Origin of the sequence: Streptomyces aculeolatus (genome assembly GCF_020400605.1) — a bacterium.
Taxonomy (GTDB): domain Bacteria; phylum Actinomycetota; class Actinomycetes; order Streptomycetales; family Streptomycetaceae; genus Streptomyces; species Streptomyces aculeolatus.
Genome location: NZ_JAINRD010000006.1, coordinates 1 through 16252 on the forward strand (window position 1 = coordinate 1; position 16252 = coordinate 16252).

Annotated in this window: 15 protein-coding genes; 6 read left to right on the top strand and 9 right to left on the bottom strand. The window is 73.2% G+C overall.

What is annotated here, in order from left to right; genetic code table 11:
- Positions 1-906: polysaccharide lyase family protein (locus LG396_RS12765; protein WP_225794859.1), on the top strand; the 906-nt coding region annotated here is incomplete at its 5' end.
- Positions 907-1106: 200 nt separating this feature from the next.
- Positions 1107-2021, top strand: a complete 915-nt coding sequence (locus LG396_RS12770; RefSeq protein WP_225794860.1) for an NAD-dependent epimerase/dehydratase family protein — start codon at positions 1107-1109, stop codon at positions 2019-2021.
- 31 nt (positions 2022-2052) lie between these two features.
- On the opposite strand, the gene pspAB is transcribed toward LG396_RS12770, so the two are convergent.
- The 6 genes from pspAB to LG396_RS12800 all read right to left on the bottom strand — a co-directional run bounded on the left by pspAB (position 2053) and on the right by LG396_RS12800 (position 7875).
- Positions 2053-2631 carry a PspA-associated protein PspAB gene (gene pspAB / locus LG396_RS12775; protein WP_225794861.1) on the bottom strand — a complete coding sequence of 193 codons (579 nt, stop codon included), beginning with the start codon at positions 2629-2631 and terminating at the stop codon, positions 2053-2055.
- 17 nt (positions 2632-2648) lie between these two features.
- Positions 2649-3563, bottom strand: coding sequence for a zinc metalloprotease HtpX (htpX, locus tag LG396_RS12780; RefSeq protein WP_225794862.1), 915 nt, complete (start codon positions 3561-3563; stop codon positions 2649-2651).
- Positions 3563-4333, bottom strand: coding sequence for a PspA/IM30 family protein (locus LG396_RS12785; protein WP_100299072.1), 771 nt, complete (start codon positions 4331-4333; stop codon positions 3563-3565). Before LG396_RS12785 ends, htpX begins: the two co-directional genes overlap by 1 nt.
- Before the next feature lie 292 nt (positions 4334-4625).
- On the bottom strand, positions 4626-5297 hold the full coding sequence (locus LG396_RS12790; protein ID WP_225794863.1) for a hypothetical protein: 672 nt from the start codon (positions 5295-5297) through the stop codon (positions 4626-4628).
- Positions 5298-5480: 183 nt separating this feature from the next.
- Positions 5481-6683 (bottom strand): PP2C family protein-serine/threonine phosphatase, encoded by a 1203-nt coding sequence (locus LG396_RS12795; RefSeq protein WP_225794864.1) that lies wholly within the window; start codon positions 6681-6683, stop codon positions 5481-5483.
- A gap of 277 nt (positions 6684-6960) precedes the next feature.
- On the bottom strand, positions 6961-7875 hold the full coding sequence (locus tag LG396_RS12800; protein ID WP_225794865.1) for an AraC family transcriptional regulator: 915 nt from the start codon (positions 7873-7875) through the stop codon (positions 6961-6963).
- 73 nt (positions 7876-7948) lie between these two features.
- On the opposite strand from LG396_RS12800, the gene LG396_RS12805 reads away from it, so the two are divergent.
- Positions 7949-9094: an SDR family NAD(P)-dependent oxidoreductase gene (locus LG396_RS12805; protein WP_225794866.1), complete on the top strand. Its 1146-nt coding sequence runs from the start codon at positions 7949-7951 to the stop codon at positions 9092-9094.
- Here LG396_RS12805 and LG396_RS12810 read toward each other — a convergent pair.
- Positions 9061-10554, bottom strand: a complete 1494-nt coding sequence (locus LG396_RS12810) for a DUF4246 domain-containing protein (RefSeq protein WP_225794867.1) — start codon at positions 10552-10554, stop codon at positions 9061-9063. The genes LG396_RS12805 and LG396_RS12810 overlap by 34 nt on opposite strands.
- 156 nt (positions 10555-10710) lie before the next feature.
- On the opposite strand from LG396_RS12810, the gene LG396_RS12815 reads away from it, so the two are divergent.
- Positions 10711-11139, top strand: coding sequence for a DUF5959 family protein (locus LG396_RS12815; RefSeq protein ID WP_037740588.1), 429 nt, complete (start codon positions 10711-10713; stop codon positions 11137-11139).
- An 18-nt stretch (positions 11140-11157) separates the two neighbouring features.
- Here LG396_RS12815 and LG396_RS12820 read toward each other — a convergent pair whose 3' ends face one another.
- Both LG396_RS12820 and LG396_RS12825 read right to left on the bottom strand, forming a co-directional pair.
- Positions 11158-11577: a nuclear transport factor 2 family protein gene (locus tag LG396_RS12820; protein ID WP_225794868.1), complete on the bottom strand. Its 420-nt coding sequence runs from the start codon at positions 11575-11577 to the stop codon at positions 11158-11160.
- A gap of 119 nt (positions 11578-11696) precedes the next feature.
- A complete protein-coding gene (locus LG396_RS12825; protein ID WP_225794869.1) occupies positions 11697-15089 on the bottom strand; it encodes a CHAT domain-containing protein in 3393 nt (1130 codons plus the stop codon).
- Positions 15090-15258: 169 nt separating this feature from the next.
- On the opposite strand from LG396_RS12825, the gene LG396_RS12830 reads away from it, so the two are divergent.
- Entirely contained in the window at positions 15259-15660 is a 402-nt protein-coding gene (locus LG396_RS12830; RefSeq protein WP_225794870.1) for a hypothetical protein, read from the top strand.
- 93 nt (positions 15661-15753) lie between these two features.
- Positions 15754-16197, top strand: coding sequence for an RrF2 family transcriptional regulator (locus LG396_RS12835; protein WP_100299063.1), 444 nt, complete (start codon positions 15754-15756; stop codon positions 16195-16197).
- Positions 16198-16252: the final 55 nt, after the last annotated feature.

Here is a 16252-nt window from a genome sequence, read left to right on the forward strand (position 1 = left end):
TCCGGGCTGCACCGCATCGCGATCTCCGGGCAGGCCGCCGACGGCACCGAACTGCCCGACGCCATCGCGTACGTCAACGTCGCACCCGTGCTGTCGATCGAGACCGTCCCGGAGCGGCTGATCCTGCTCCAGGACACCCCGTCGACCGTCCAGGTACGGGTGAACAGCAACGACGTCGACCGGGCCCACACCGCCGACGTCGGGGTGCGGGCACCGGAGGGCTGGACCGTCGAGCCCGCGACCCGGTCGGTCGACGTGCCCGCCGGCGCCAGGACCACGACCACGTTCACCCTGACCCCGCCGGCGGACGCGACCGGCGAGCAGACCCTGACGCTCACCGCCGGATGGGAGGGCGGCGACTTCAGCAGCGAGCTGACGGCGACCGTGAGCCGGAAGGTGGCCCTGATCGGCGCCGTCGACCTGGCCACCGGGGAGTTCGCGCTGGCGCCGGCCCGCTACGGCGACTTCCCGGAGACCTTCCCCGACGGCGTCGACTTCACCGTCGGCAGCAGCGACCCCGCCACCGACTGGAGCTACATCCACCCCGGCCCCAGCGACGGCTGGGCCGGCGCCCGGCCGCACACCTTCACCCTCCGCTTCGACCTCGACCGGGCGCCCGCCGCCGGCCTCGCCCTCACCGCCTGGCTCATCGACACCCACGAGTCCGGGCCGCCGACCGTCGAGCTCGCCCTCAACGGCGAGCCGGCCGCCACCGTCACCGTTCCCAAGGGCGGCGGCCAGGGCTACCACTGGGGCGACGGAGAGGACGGCCCCATCCGCCCCGGCACCCTCGACGTCACCCTCCCCGCCGACCGGCTCCGTACCGGCCGGAACACCCTCACCCTCACCACCGCGGCAGGCTCCTGGATGGTCTACGACGCCCTCGCCCTCCGCGAACTCCCGTGACCGGCTGAGCCGGCGGTCCCCGGCGCCCGCCCCGCAACGGGCGGGCGCCCCTCGCCGGGGCCCGCCGCGGGAACCGCCGCGCCCCGCCCCGCCGTGGGCATAGTCTGAGCCACCCAGGTGTCCGGCGACCGGGCCAGTGCCGTACGTCCAGAGGTTGCCGCACCCTGGCACCGAGCCCGCCCGGAGCCCTGGAGAAGCCCATGTCCCTCGCCGTCGTGGTCGGTGCCGGTAGCACCGGCGTGGCCACCGCACGCCTGCTCGCCGACGCCGGCCACCGCGTCCGCCTGGTCACCCGCGGCGGCGGCGGGCCCGAGCACCCGTCGATCGAGCGCGTCGCCGCCGACGCGTCCGACGCCGACCGCCTCTCGGAGGTCGCCTCGGGCGCCGACACCCTCTACAACTGCGCCGCCCCGCCGTACCACACCTGGACCAAGGCCCTCCCGCCCCTGGCCCAGGGGCTGCTCACCGCGGCGGAGCGCACCGGCGCCGACTACGTCATGCTCGACAACCTCTACGCCTACGGGCCGGTCGACGGACCCATGACCGAGGACCTGCCCCTGGCCCCCTCCAGCGTCAAGGGCCGCGTCCGGGCGGAGGTCTGGCGGCAGGCCGACGCCGCGCACTCGGCCGGGCGGGTGCGCCTGACCACCGTCCGCGCCTCGGACTTCATCGGCGCCGGCGCGGTCTCCGTCTTCACCCTCGCCGTCGCGCCCAAGGTGCTGGCCGGCAAGCCCGCGCTGGTGCCCGCCGACCTCGACGCCCCGCACAGCTGGACGGCCACCCGCGACGTCGCCCGGGCGCTGGTGACGGTCGCGCAGGACGAGCGCGGCCGGGGCCGGGTCTGGCACGCGCCCACCCCGCCGCCGCTGTCCGTGCGCGAACTCGCCGTCCGCCTGGCCCGGCGGGCGGAGGTACGCGAGCCGCGGCTGCGCGCCATGCCGGGCTGGATGCTCCGGGCCGGCGGGCTGTTCTCGCCCGCGGTACGGGAGTTGCCGGAGATGCAGTACCAGTTCCAGCGGCCGTTCGTCCTGGACTCCTCCGCGATCGAGGAGACCTTCGACCTCCGCCCCACGCCGCTGGAGGAGGTGCTCCAGGAGATGATCACGGCCGGCTGAGCGCCGCCGCGGCCACCGCCGGCCCCGTTCCTCACAGCCCGGGGGCGCCCCACAGGGGGAACCAGCGGGTCAGGTCCTGCTCGACCCGCAGGTCGTCGTCGACCACCGCCTTGACCTGGAGTTCCAGCGGGTTGTCGCGCTTCTGGCCGGACAGCGGGGCGAACGGGTAGAAGGTGCCGCGCTTGTAGAGGTAGACCAGCGCCAGGGACCGCGAGTCGGCGTCGCGGAAGGTCACCAGGGAGCAGAGGAGCTGCGGCCCGAACCCGCTGTCCTGCAGCGCCGAGTTCACCGCGTGCAGGTCGCCCACGAGCGCGGGCAGGTCGCCGGGCTCGCGGCGGGAGAGCAGCCACGAGTACCCGTAGTCGTCGCGGCTGAACTCCACGGGCACGCCGACCCGTTCGGAGTCCGCGTCCAGCAGGGCCCGTACCTCCCGCTGGACCTCCGCGAAGGCCCCGCCCTCGATCGAGGCGAAGCACACCGAGCCCGCGCCGGTCGGCGTGAAGCCGACGGCCGCCTGGAGCGTGATCGCCGCCGAGGGCAGGCCGAAGAGCTGGTCCAGGTCGGGCTTGACCGGCTTGGACCGGCCGAACAGGGAATCCAGGAATCCCACGTGGTCTCAGCTCCTTCTCACGGCGTCCCGCCGCCCGGTTCGCCCAGCTCGGCGGAGATCTCCGCGAGGGCCTCCAGACGGCGTTCCAGGCTGGGGTGGGTGGAGAACAGGTTGGCCACGACGGTGCCGGGGCCGAGGGCGGGGGTGAAGAAGAACGCGTTGAACGCCTGGGAGGTGCGCAGATCCTGCGTGGGGATACGGGCGATGTCCCCGCTGACCTTGGTCAGGGCCGAGGCCAGCGCGGCGGGCTTCGCGGTCAGCATGGCTCCGGCGCGGTCGGCGGCCAGTTCGCGGTAGCGGGAGAGCGCGCGGATGAGCAGGAAGCTGATCGCGTAGACCAGCGCGGAGACCGCCATGACGGCGGCGAGGACGACGACGGTGTTCTGGTCGCGGCTGCGGCCGCCGAAGAGCTGGGAGTAGAAGGCGAAGCGGACGACGAGTCCCGCGATCACGCCCAGGAACGAGGCGATGGTGATCACCGCCACGTCGCGGTGCGCGACGTGGGACAGCTCGTGGGCGAGGACTCCTTCGAGCTCCTCGGTCGTCAGCCGGCGCTGCAGTCCCGTGGTGACGCAGATGACGGCGTGGTCGGCGTTGCGGCCGGTGGCGAACGCGTTCGGCAGGTCCATCTCGGAGACGGCCACGCGGGGTTTGGGCATGTCCGCGGTGGCGCACAGCCGGTCGATGATGCCGTGCAGCTGGGGCTCCTCCTCGGCCGTGACGAATCTGCCGCGCATGGCGTACAGCGCGATCCGGTCCGAGTACCAGTACTGAGCGACCAGCAGCCCGCCGGCGATGACGATCACCAGGACCACGGACTTGAGCAGCACGATCAGCGCGCCGACGAACACCACGTACACGAGACCGAGCAGGAACATCGTGACCACCATGCGCATGGTCAGCTGCCGGTCGGGTTCGAAGCGGCTGCGCATCAGTCCTCCTCTCCCGAGCCGTCCTTCGGGGCACCGGACTCCCGCGCCGCCTCCGTACCGGAGCCCGCGGGCAGCTGCGCCTTCATCCGGGCCAGCTCGATCTCCACGTCCTGATCCGCGCTCACCCGCTCCAGCTCGGCGTGGATGTCGTCCTCGCCGGCCGGCTGGGTGGCGTCCTCCAGTGCCCCGGAAGCGATCAGCTCGTCCAGCGCACCGGCGCGCGCCTGCATCTGCTCGGTCTTGTCCTGGGCGCGCTGCACGGCGTAGCCGACATCGCCCAGCTCGTCGCCGATGCCGCTGACGGACTCGGTGACCCGGGTCTGGGCCTCGGCGGAGGTGTACCTGGCCTTGATCGTCTCCTTGCGGGTGCGGAACGAGTCGACCTGCTGCTGAAGGCGCTCCGCGGCCACCGTCAGCTTCTCCTCCTCGGCCCGCAGCGACGTCTGCTGCTCCTCCAGGCCGTCGACCTGCGAGGCGGCGGCCGTCCGGCGGGTGAGCGCCTCCCGGGCCAGGTCTTCCCGGCCCGCCGCGAGCGCCTGCTGCGCCTGGTCGCCCAGCTTGTCCGCGGACTGCCGCAGCTGGTCCGCCTGGAGCCCGACGCGCTTGCGGCTGGTCGCGACGTCCGCCAGCCCGCGGCGTACCTTCTGGAGCATCTCCAGCTGCTGCTCGTAGGAGTAGTCGAGGACTTCGCGCGGGTCCTCGGCCCGGTCGAGGGCCTTGTTGGCCTTGACCCGGAACAGGTCGGCGACACGTTGAGTGATCCTGGCCATGACGACCGCCTTCCTCTCGCCTGTCGACTCTTGCTGATGCGCGAGGGACCGGCCGGGCGGTTGCGGTTACGTGCGCGGCAGAACCTGCCACGTAGGGTCACAACCCCGACCTGGCACTTCCATTGTCCCGCACCCGCGCGGTCCGGCACGTCCGGCGGCCGGGAGGCAGGCAGACGGGCGGCCGCGGAGGGCCCGGACCCCGGCAGCTCGCGGACCGCGCGGCTTCGCCTGGGGCGGTGAACCGCTCACTCGGAGTGACATCGGTTCTCCGGCCGGAAGGGGGTGAAGCCGGTCACGACGCGGCCCTGGGCGCGCGCGTGCGGACGGTGCCCGTACGGCGCCTCCGCCAGTACGCGAAGCAGACCGCGGCCAGCAGCGGGCCCCACAGCAGGAGGGGGGCGTAGGTGGCGTTGAAGAAGGCGAGTTGCCAGCCGTGCATCATCTCCATGGGGTGGTCGTCCGGGAGTTGCCTGCCCTGGATGGTGAGCCCGGCCAACGAGGTGACGAAGGCGGTGGTCCACAGAGCGGTCAGGACCACGGCGCCGAGGGCGGCGGGCAGGACGGCGGCCAGAGGCGGCACTCTGCGTCCGCCCAGCAGCGGAATCCAGCGCGGGACGACCTCTCCCCACGAGGCGATCAGCCCGATGGCGGTGAAGGCCAGCAGCTCGGAGACCACGGACAGGGCGACGACGTACACCGGAGCCGGCAACCACGACGGGAGCTGGCCCGCGCCCTGTCCGGCGTCGTCGCCGACGTGGAAGACGACCGTCATGATCCGCCACAGGCCGGAGGGAAGCACGGCGAGGGGGACGGCGTACGCGGCGACCCGGGCCCACCGGGGGACGCCGGGCACGGGGGCGTGCGCGCTGTTCCAGGCGGCGCGCAGTCGCTCGGCTGCGGTGGGCGCGGTGCGCGCGGGGGGCGCGGGTGCCGCGGCGGGCGCCGCGGCATGGTGGGCGGTCATGCGTGCTCCTCGGACCATCAGATGTCGCTCGCTTGAGCGGTATCAACGGTCACAGCCGTCCCCGCCCGACGAGTCGCCCACCGGATTGAACCCCCGTACGCTTCGCGGGGGAGAAGGCCACTGGTCCCGTAGGCCCTGGGACTGAGCACGCAGGGGACGGGTCCGCCGCGCCCGGGCGGGCGGTCAGATGGGCGGGTAGGTGGCGTCGGGGAGGCGGTCGATGTTGCCGTGCCACTGGCAGAGCAGGACGGTCGCGTCGTCGTCGAGCTTTCCGTCGTGGTAGTCGAGGACGGCGTGGATGAGGCGGCGCAGCGTCTCCGGCACGGGCAGCGCGTCGCTCTGGTGGCGGATGACGAAGTCGACGAAGCGATCGCGTCCGAACTCCCGGCCTTCGGCGTCGCGCGTCTCGGTGATGCCGTCGGTGTACAGCAGAACCCGGTCTCCCGGCTCCAGTTGCACCTCGCACACATGGACGGGGAGGCCGAGGGCGGTTCCCAGGGGGTGCGAGGGCGGACACGTCAGCTCCGACGTCCAGCGTCCGCCGCGGACCAGGACCGGCGGGTGGTGACCGCAGTTGACCCAGGTCAGTACCCCCGTGACCATGTCGAGTTCGGCCAGGATCCCGGTCGCGTAGCGGGTGTGGGTGTAATGGGTGATGAGCACGTCCTCGATGGCCGCGCAGGTGTCGGGCAGGGCGGCGCCCTGGCGGCGCTGGTTGCGGAACGTCGCCATGGCCAGGTTGGCGGCCAGGCCGGCGGCGGTGTCGTGGCCCATGGCGTCCAGGATCGCCAGGTAGGTGGTCTCGCCGGCGATCCCGTAGTCGAAGGCGTCCCCGGCGGCGGCGTAGGCGGGTTCCATGGCCGCGGCGAGGGTGACCCGGTCGTTGGAGAAGCTTCGGGGCGGCATGACGGGCCACTGCATCTCTGCGGACACCGTCATCCTCGTGGTCCGGATGAGCCGCGCGTAGGCGTCGCTGTTGGTTCGCTTGCCCGCCAGCAGCAGGGACACCAGCGAGGTCAGGTCCTGGATCGCCTCCCGGGACGCTTCGTCGCTGTGGTCGGTGTCGACACTCAGTACCCCCAGGCGTTCGGCGCCGTTCAGCAGGGGGATCCAGTGCCGGAAACGGCCCTCCTCCTCGGCCCGGACCGTGATCAGCCTGGTCTCGGTGTAGGCGGTCCCCGGCACGGTGGTCAGGATCCGGAACTCCTGTCCGCCCCGCCCCGCGTCGGAACCGCGCCCGGTCACCTCCCGCAGCACTTCCCCCTGGAGGTCGGTCACGAAGATCCTCGCCTGGTGCAGGTCCGCGGTCTCGGCGTGCCGGGCGACCAGGAGGGGCATCTGCTCGAAGGTGGCCAGGTGGCCGGCGCGCAGGAGCGCACGCTGCATCCGCGCGGTGGGCTGAGAAATCAAAGCAGGAACCCCGGAGAACAGGGACGCCCCGCGTCCGTCCACCCGCGGTCTCGCCGAGTGTACGAGGTACGTTCCCCTCTGTCGGGTCACGCGGAAACGAGGAGCCCGGGCGGCCATTACCCTGGCCAGGGTACGGACCGTATGCCCTTGATGGGCGTTTTCGGGCTATTTAGCATGGCTACGGTCGGCATGAGGAAGTGGGATCGGTGCTGACAACTGCTGCTGAGGCCCTCGCAGGCCTGCCCCCGGCCCGTCACGTCCCTCGTGCGCGGTGTCGGTAGCGCAGGGGGGATTCGCCCGCCTCCCGTTTGAACGCCGTGCTGAACGCGCTCGCCGAGGCGTACCCCAGCTCCGCGGCCAGTGCGGCGACCGGTGCGTCGCCGTCGCGCAGGGCCCGTTGCGCCAGCAGCATCCGCCAGCGGTGGAGATAGGTCAGCGGCGGTACGCCCGCCACCGTACGGAAGCGTTCCGCGAACGTCGTCCGCGACATCGCCGCCGCGTGCGCCAGTTCCCGGAGCCCCCACGGCCTTCCCGGGTCGGCGTGGATGAGGTCGAGCGCCGGCCGCAGCCGTTCCTCGGTCAGCAGCCGCAGCCACCCCGGGGGCAGCCCGGCCTGGCCGGCGTAGGCGCGCAGCACTTCGAGGAGCAGTAGCTGGCCGTGCTGGCGGATCGCGAACGCGGCCCCCATGCGGTCCCCCGTCACCTCGTCGAACAGCCGGTGCAGGCTGCCGCGCAGGTTGGCCCCCGCGGCGGCCGACCCGCGGACGTGCGCCAGCGGCGGGAGCGAGTGCACGAGCAGCGCCCGCCCCGCCGGGTCGAGGTCGACATGGCCGCCGACGACGATGTCGGTGCCGCGGTCGCCGCCGAGCAGTCGGGCTGAGGTGAAGTCCGCGTCGGGCACGATCTCCTGCCGGGGCCCGTCGCCGGTGCCGCCCTCGATCCGCAACCACGACCGGTCGTTGAGTACCGCGACGTCGCCCGGCTCCAGCTCCACCGGGTCCTCGACGCCGTCGGTGGTCAGCCGGGCCCGGCCGCTCACCACCGCGGTGAACTTCAGCCCCTCGACCGCGGCGCGGGACACCCACGGGCCCCGTACGGCGAAGCCGCCCGAGACCACGCCGCGGACCTCGATGAGATCGAACGCCTCCGAGAGCCGATCAGCTGCCATGCCCGTACTCTCACGCAAGAAAGGCGGACCGACAAGTATTCATCGTCCGGCAGATCGCGCACAGAGTGGACGTATGACGGACCACACCGCACACAGGCAGCACCCCATCGGCACCGGCTTCACGGCCGCGTCGACGACCGCCGACGTACTGGCGGGCATCGACCTCACGGGTACGAACGTCGTCGTCACCGGTGGCCACAACGGCCTCGGCCTGGAGACCACCCGCGCACTCGCCGGGGCGGGCGCGTCCGTGACCGTCGCCTCGCGCAACCCCGGCCGCGCCGCGGCGAAGCTCGCCGGGATCGCCCGCGTCGAGACCGCCCGGCTGGACCTGCTCGACCCCGGGTCGGTCGACGCCTTCGCCGCCCGGTACGTCGACTCCGGGCGCCCGCTGCACGTGCTCCTCAACAACGCCGGCCTCATGGGCGGCCCGCTCGTCCGGGACGCGCGCGGCTACGAGTCGCAGTTCGCGACCAACCACCTGGGCCACTTCCAGCTGACCCTGGGCCTGCTGCCCGCGCTGCGCGCCGCCCGCGGCGCGCGGGTCGTCAACCTGACGTCCGGCGGCCACCGCCTCTCCGGCATCCGCTGGGACGACCCGCACTTCACCGCCGGCTACGACGACATGGGCATGCTGGCGTACGGCCAGTCCAAGACCGCGAACGTGCTGTTCGCGGTCGAACTGGACCGCCGCTGGGCCGCGGAGGGCATCCGCGGCTACGCCGTCCACCCGGGCATCGTCGTCGGTACGGAACTGGGGCCCTGGCGCGCCGCCGACGGCGACGGCGACGGCGCCGACGGCGCGCCCCGGGCGCCGTGGATGGGCGACGAGGCGCTCCGGGCGATCGGGCTCATCGACGACTCCGGCCGCCCCGTCATCGACCCCGGCCGCGAGAAGAAGACCCTGCAACAGGGGGCCAGCACCAGCGTGTTCGCGTCGACCAGCCCCGCGCTCGCGGGGATCGGCGGCGTCTACCTCAAGGACAACGACATCTCAGAACTGGACGAGGACCCCGAGCCCATCGACTTCGCCACCGAACAGCACCCCCGGGCCACCGTCGTACCCCACGCCGTCGACCCCGGGTCGGCACGGCGGCTCTGGGACCTGAGCGAACGCCTGCTCGCACGCCAGGCCGCCGAGGTGCCGCCGGCCGCTCACGGGGATGCGTGCGACCCCGGAGGGCGTCAGTGCTCGCAGAGGGAGAACTCCCGTTCGTAGAGCTGCTCGTTGTGCTCGTCGACGAAGAACTTCCTTTCCTGCATGAGCTGCTCGCGGTAGTCCCTGGCCTGTTCCAGCGTCATGGTCGACGTGTCGGACCACGGCTGCTGCGGCGGCACGTCGGAGGTCGAGACGATGTTCTTCGACGGGTCGATGAGGAAGAACACGAGTATCTTCCGGTGCCCCGGGCGCGTGGGGTCCGCGAGGCGGAACTCGCCGACGCGGTGCTGGAGGATGTTCGGGAACGCCAGGCACCGGCCCGCCGGGGTCGGCGCCGATCCCAGCACCTGGTTCAGGGCGTCCTCGTTCTCCAGGCCGTAGACGTCGCGTACGCCGTTGTCGTCGTTCTGCTCGTACCGCGGCTCGGTGAGTGCCGTGCGGAAGCTCAGGGTGCTGTCGGTGATGTTCTCGCTGTCCCAGTAGTAGATGCCGGTCGAGACGATCCGCTCGTTCATCATCCCCTCGACATGCCAGGACCCGCCGGCGTACTCGGGCCTGTCGGGGGTGAGGTGGATGGAGGCGAGCTTGACGATGACCTGGAGGCGGCGGCCGCGCAGGTCGACCCGGGCGGTCTCGTCGGGCGGCTCGGGCGGGGTGAAGTCCGGGGCGTCGGGGAGGACCGGGCTGCGGTCCTCCTCCCAGGTCATGACGGCCTCTTCGTACGCGTCCTCGTCGCTGTAGTCCTCCTCCTCGGGATAGGCGTCCTCGACCGACTCGTCGTACCAGCTGTACGGGTCCACCTCGATGCGCGGCGGCCGCGGATGGCGCAGGTCGGTCAGCACGTTCTCCAGCAGCGGGCGCAGCCGGGCGAACATGTCCGGCAGCACGGCGGAGAGTTCGCTGTGCTTCCCGGGGTGGACGTTGTTGACGTACGAGCGGAAGGCGACCTCGCCGTCCCCGCTGACGTCGACGTCCGTGGGCAGCCACTGGAACTTCTCCGAGAACTCGTACTTCGACCAGCGGTCCGTCGGGTTCTCCCAGGCCCGCTCCGGCCCGCCGCTCGCCTCCCGTACGAGGCAGAAGAGCGACGGGTGCACCAGATCCAGCACCTGCCCGCCGGACCCGGGATGCCAGTCCAGCTCCGCCTCGGGGACCTCCTCCAGCACCCGGACCGCCTCCCGCAGCCGGGACCGCAACGCGTCGTCGACCAGCGTGTCCGACTGCCACACCCCGTCGACGGCGGACACCTCGATGCCGGTGCCCGCGTCCCGGAGCGCGGCGTAGTGCGCCAGCTCGGCGAGCACGTAGCGGACCTGCGCTTCCGTGAGGCCCTGGGCGACCGCTTCCTCCGTCCACCTGGCGACGATGCCGGAGTCGTTCATCTTGTCGAACCACTGCGGCTTCGCCCGTATATGGGCGCTGCACTGCATCATCTGGAGTTCCCGCAGGGTCCGGGGCGTCGCGAACGTGTGGGAACGCGCCGCCTGGAAGGGCAGCGGGAACGTGGTCAGGCGGCTCAAGTCTCTTGGTCCTCCCGGTCGAAGTGCGATGGCCGGGAAGGCTACTTCAGCGCACTGACACCCCCGCCCGTGCGCCTCGTCGGGCTCCCCGCAGCCGGCCGCTGTCAGTGGCGGCCATTAGTCTGCGGCGACACGCGTGAGCCGGGAGGGCTAGTCATGGCTGAGGATCCGATCGACCTGATCCGCCTGGAAGGGGAGGGCAACAGCGTCATCCTGCGGATCGCCGGGAAGGAGGAGCGGAAGCGTCCCGACGAGGACGATGTGCTGGTCGGCGAGTTCGTGGTCGACACGGGGTTCGTCCGCGGCACGCTGAAGACCTGGGTCTTCCCCGAGGACCTGACGGAGTGGCAGCAGGCTCTGGACGCGCTCGACGCGGGCCACGACATCGCCTGGCGCGAGGGATCGCGTGCTCCCTGGTTCTTCATCGAACTGGACGACGACGAGCGGTGCCGTGTCAGGATCAGGGACCACGCCATGTCCCTGACCTCGGTGACGGTCACCGTCCCCCTCGCCGACGACTGGTTCGACGACGCCTACCGACGCCTGGACCTCGTCTGGGAGACCTGGCCCACGAGCGAGGAGTGAACCGCGGCCGGCGGACCGTCAGTCGGCGCGCGTCCCGTCGCCGGTGTCCGGGGATCCTTCGGCTACGAAGCTGGCGTGTGCCGCGATGATCCTCCAACCCGTCGCCCGGTCGCGATGCCAGGTGCGGGTGTAGCGCATCCGCGCGCGCATCGGCTGCCCGCCCACGGAGCCCTCCAGCGTGCCGAGGAACCAGGTGACGCCGGTGTCCGCGGTGGCGAAAACCTGGACGTCTTCCTCTTTGAGGCTCGTCAGGATCTGCTGGCCCGTCTCGTGGGCGCGCAGGTCGTCGTCCTTCGTGTACACGCTTCCGTCCGGGCCGGTGAACCGCATCGCGTCGTCGATCAGTTCGTCCAGCGCGGCGGTGTCGGAGGCGAGCTGGGCGGCCTGGAGGCGGCGTTCGGCGGTGCGGAGGCTGTCGGTGGCGTCGTCGTTCGGCATGGGGCCAGCATGGCAGCCCGGTCGCCGGTGCGGTATCCCGTCTGCTCCGGGCAGACCGCCTGGCCAGGGTCCGCGGGTCAGATGTCGCTGCTCAAGTGCCCCGGCTCGGCTGCCCTGGGTCAGGTGCCTGCCGGGCCCGGGTGGCCCTGGTGGGTGAAGGCGGCCCAGGCCGCCGGGTGGTCCAGTCGCGGGACCTTGCCGAGTTCGTGGAGGAGCCTGCCGCCGAGCGACTCCAGCTTCCGGCGGTCCGGGTCGAGCATCCACCGCTGGGCGGCCCTCAGGGCGTCGACCGGGCTGTGGCCGTCGACCCGCAGATAGTGGTGGAAGGCGGCCATCATCAGGGCCGCGGCCGAACTCTGCACGGCCCAGCGCGACCCGACCACGTCGCGTGCCCCGCGCGAGAGGAACGCGGTCGTGAGCGTGAGGGCCTCGTCGTGGTCGCGGTTGCTGAGGTCCGTCTCGCAGGCGCTGAGTACGACCAGGGGGCCGTCGGCTGCGTCGTCTTCCCGGCCCCGGCCCCGGTCCTGGCTCCCGCCGTGCTCCCCGTCCCGGTGCTCCAGCAGCCGGGCCACCGTGAGGTTCTCCGCGGCCGGCCGCGTGCCGGTGCCCGGTTGCGCGAGTTGCAGCGCGGAGGCCGTCGGGCTGGTGCCGGCGGAGCCGTGGCAGGCCACGTGGAGCAGGGACGGGGTGCCGTCGAGGGCGTGCAGGACGTCCTCGGGGGTGCCGGACGCCTCCGGTTCGACGGGCGGCTCGTACAGCTCCCCGAGGAGGCGCGCCCGCGGGTAGCAGGCGTCGTAGAGCGCGGTCACCTCCAACTCGACGTGGGGCAGGGTCAGGCTGGGGTCCGCCACGAGCACGGGATCGGCTTCGGGCGCCCTCCGCGCGCGCCGCACCGAGTCGGCGAACTGGCGGCCGGATGCCGCGTAGCTGATCACCACCGCCTCGCAGGCGTACCTCCGCGTCGCTCCGGAGGGGATGCGGGCCGCGTGCCACGGGACGATGCCGAGGCGGCCGCACGGCACCAGGACGAGCCGGGCGGGACCGGGCCGGCCGCGGCGGCGGGCCCCGTCGGCGGCGAGCCGTTTCGCGACGCCGGTCAGGACGGGGACCACGGCCGCTCCGGCCGCCCAGTCGCAGAGTTCGACGAGCGCGTCCTCCCAGGCCCGTACGGCGGACTCGGCGCCCGTGCGCTGCCGCTCGGCGGCCGCGTCGAGGTAGCGCTCCAGCGGGCCGCTCGCCTTGCGGGACAGCTGCGGCAGCGCCCGTACCTGCGTGCCGTCCGGGCCCACGACCACCGCCATGCCGGGCAGGTCGTCCTGCCCGGCGAGGAGGTACACCAGCGCGTCGGCCCCGCCCTGCGCGACCGCGGCACCGAGTTCGCCGACCGTCGGCGTACGGAACAGCTCGCCCTCGGGGTCCCGGTGGCCGAGGGCCCTCAGCGCCCGGTGGCGCAGCGAGCTGGGCAGTTCGCGGGGGAGCGCGCGGGAGTCCGGGTCGCCGTCCGCGCCGTCCGCGCCGGCCGAGCGCCAGGCCCGGGCCAGCTCCGGATGGCCGCGGTCCTCGAGAAGCTCGGGTACGGCACGAGAGGTGGAGGCCGCCTGGAGCACGAGGGCACGGCCGAGTTCCAGCGCGGCCACGGCGTCCGCGACGCGCCCCTGCGACGCCGCCCAGATGGCGGTCCGTACACCCAGGTCGGCGCCCTCGCGCGCGGTGAGCAGCCCGTGCTCGGGGCCGGTCTGCAGGACGACGTCGCCGGCGAGCGCCTGCAGGGACTCCAGCGCCGCCTGTGTGGCGGCCTCGCGGTCGGCGGGGTCGTGGGTGAGCGACAGGCGGGTCCGGTAGTTCTCCGCGAGCTGCCGGAGGGCGTCGGCGGCGAGGTGCGGGCTCCGGCCCTGGCGGACGGCGTGGCGGACGTGCTCCAGGCCGCCGATGGCGGCGTCCAGGTCGGCCGGTTCGCGGGTGAGGGAGTAGCGCACGGCGGCGGCGAGGGCGGCGCCGTAGTGGGACTCCGTGGAGGCCTCCGGCGGCACCGGGGTCTGCGCGGGCAGGAGGCCGCGGTCCTGGCCCAGCCAGGCGTCGGCGGTACGCAGCCCGTTCTGCAACTGCGCCGTCAGGTCGCCGGGGAGGCCGAGGTGCGCGGCGCGGGCGAGGCCCTCCTCCTGCTGGGCGATGCCGCGCCGGATCTGGTCCTTGTCGCCGGTGCGCACGGCGAGCGTGCTGCGCGTGGAGCCGAGGGCGAGCAGCGCCATCCAGCGGAAGGGGTGGTCGGCGGGGACGGTGCGTTCCAGGGCCTCCAGTTCGGCCGTCAGCCTCTCCAGGTCGGGCTGCGAATCCGCCTGCTCCGCCCGGTGCGCCTCGGTGAGGAGGGCTATGAGCCGTGCCCCGACGCCGAGTTGGGCGGCCGGGTCGAAGTCCGGTCCCTCTTCGAAGTAGCCGACCATGCGGCCCAGGTGGTCGCCGGCGACCTCCTCGTCCTGGCGGCTGGCGCTGAACATCCGGCCCATCTGCAGCACCAGGCGCATGAGGTTCTGTATCTGCGCCCGGTCGCCGGGGTCCGCGGGCTGGTCGAGTTCGGTGCCCAGCCGGCCGAGGGTGCGGTTGAGGGACTCGGGGTCGCCGGTGCGGAGGGTCTCGACGGCGCCCACCATGGAGGAGAGCCACGAACTCAGGACCGGGTCGAGGGGCACGTCCTTCTGCTCCGCACCGGCGTCCGCGTCGGGCTCCGTACCGGCGTACGCCGCTGGGTCCGCATCGGTCGCCGGGTCCGCGTCCGTCGCCCGGTCCGCGTCCGGCTCCGGGGCGGGGCCGGCGGGCGGCGGTGCCGTACCGGGCACGCCTGCGAGGATGCCGATGATGCTGCGCAGCTCGTCCCGGAAAGGGAAGTCCGGCGGCAGCATCGCCAGGAGCGCCTGCGGGTCGGACAGCCCGCCGTTCTGCACGGACGAGACGATGCCGTGCATCTGCCGCAGCTTCGCCACGGCGTGCGGGGGCAGCGGCAGCTCTGCGGCCTCCTCCGTCAGTGCGACGAGTTCCGCCCCGCCGGCCGCGATGGTGCCGGGCTCCGCCTGCCGGATCTGGTCGAAGACCGGCCAGAAGCTCGCCGGCACCCCCGGGCTGCCGCCGGGAGCGGCGAGGTCCGAGGCCATCAGCAGGAAGAGTGCGGCCCACCGCTTCTCCTCCGCGGGTACGTCCTCGCCGGCCGGCGCCGACGGGTCCCGTACCTCGCGGAGCAGGAGTTGAGCCCGCTTGCGGTCCTCCCGGGTGCCCTGCCCGGTGGCGTGGCGCAGCGCGAGCAGCGCGCCGAGCCGCGCGGTGACCAGGCCCAGGAGGCGGCGGTCGCCGCCCTCCAGGAGCGTACGCAGCGCCGACAGCTCGGCGACCGCCTCCGCCACTTCCCCGGGGGGCGCCGAACCGCTCCGCATCTCCTCGACCAGTACGGCCGTGCGCCGGCTCGCCCGTTCGACCCTGGCCCGCAGCTCGGGCGGGCCGCCGCTCGTTTCGCCACCCACCACGTCCCCGCTCCCGTCCGCCGTCGAACGACTCCGCTCGGTGGCTTCATCATGGCGCCGGACCGGTCGTTTCCGGGGCAGTCGTCCCGTAATTCCCGGGCTATGACCGGAAGTCGACCCGGAAGCGACCTGCCGGCTTGCTTTGCTGGAACGGGGAGGGAGGAGGCATCCCATGAACGACGGAGACGACCCCGCCGGATCGGCGTACCGCCTGCTCATCCTGATCTGCGAGCACGCCGACGGCCTCCGCGACGCGCTGGACCCGGAGCAGTACGCGCTGCTCCACGCCCGGCTGACGGAGCTCGTGGAGACGGACCCGGAGGACGGCAGAGGCATGCGCAGGGCGCTGAGGGATGTGCATCTGGCCCTGCTGCCGCTGCCCCTGGACCACCGGGTGTACCGGGCGCTGGACGCGGTACGGTCCGTTCCGCCGGGGCCGCCCGGCCGGGCGGCGGCCGTCACCGGGGCGCGGGAGCTGCTGGCCCGGCTGCCCCGGCCGCGCCCGGCAGACCCGGCGCCCGCCGCCGACGAGGCCAGGGCGGGACGCTGCGGCCAAGCCCCGCCGGGCGGTTGACCGGACCGCGGAGCCCGTACGGCCGCGGCGGAGTCGGCACTTCCCCAGGGGGGTGAATCGGAATCACCAATGCGTATTTGTTAGCGTGGCGCCGTGCGGTTGACGAAGTTCACTGATGCCGGCCTGCGGGCCGTGATGTACCTGGCCGTCGCGGACGAAGGCGTGTCCCTGACCACCCGGGAGGTCGCGGAGACCGTGGGCATCACCTACAGCCACATGGCGAAGGTGATCAGCCGCCTGCGGCACCTCGACGTCGTCGAGGCCAGGCGCGGGCGCAGCGGCGGGCTCGGCCTCACCTCCCTGGGGCGGCGCGCATCGGTCGGCTGGCTGGTCCGCGAGCTGGAAGGGGGCGGGGAGGTCGTCTCCTGCGAGGGGGACACGCCCTGTCCCTTGCGGGCCGCGTGCCGGCTGCGGCGGGCGCTGCGCGACGCGCAAGAGGCCTTCTACGCCTCCCTCGACCCCCTCACCGTCGGCGACCTGGTGGCCGCGCCCACCGGCCCGGTCCTCGTCAGCCTGACCGGCCCCCGCCCCGGCTGACCGGCCCCCGCCCCCGCGGACCCTCCCTCCGCCTTGGGGATTCGTCCCGTCCATA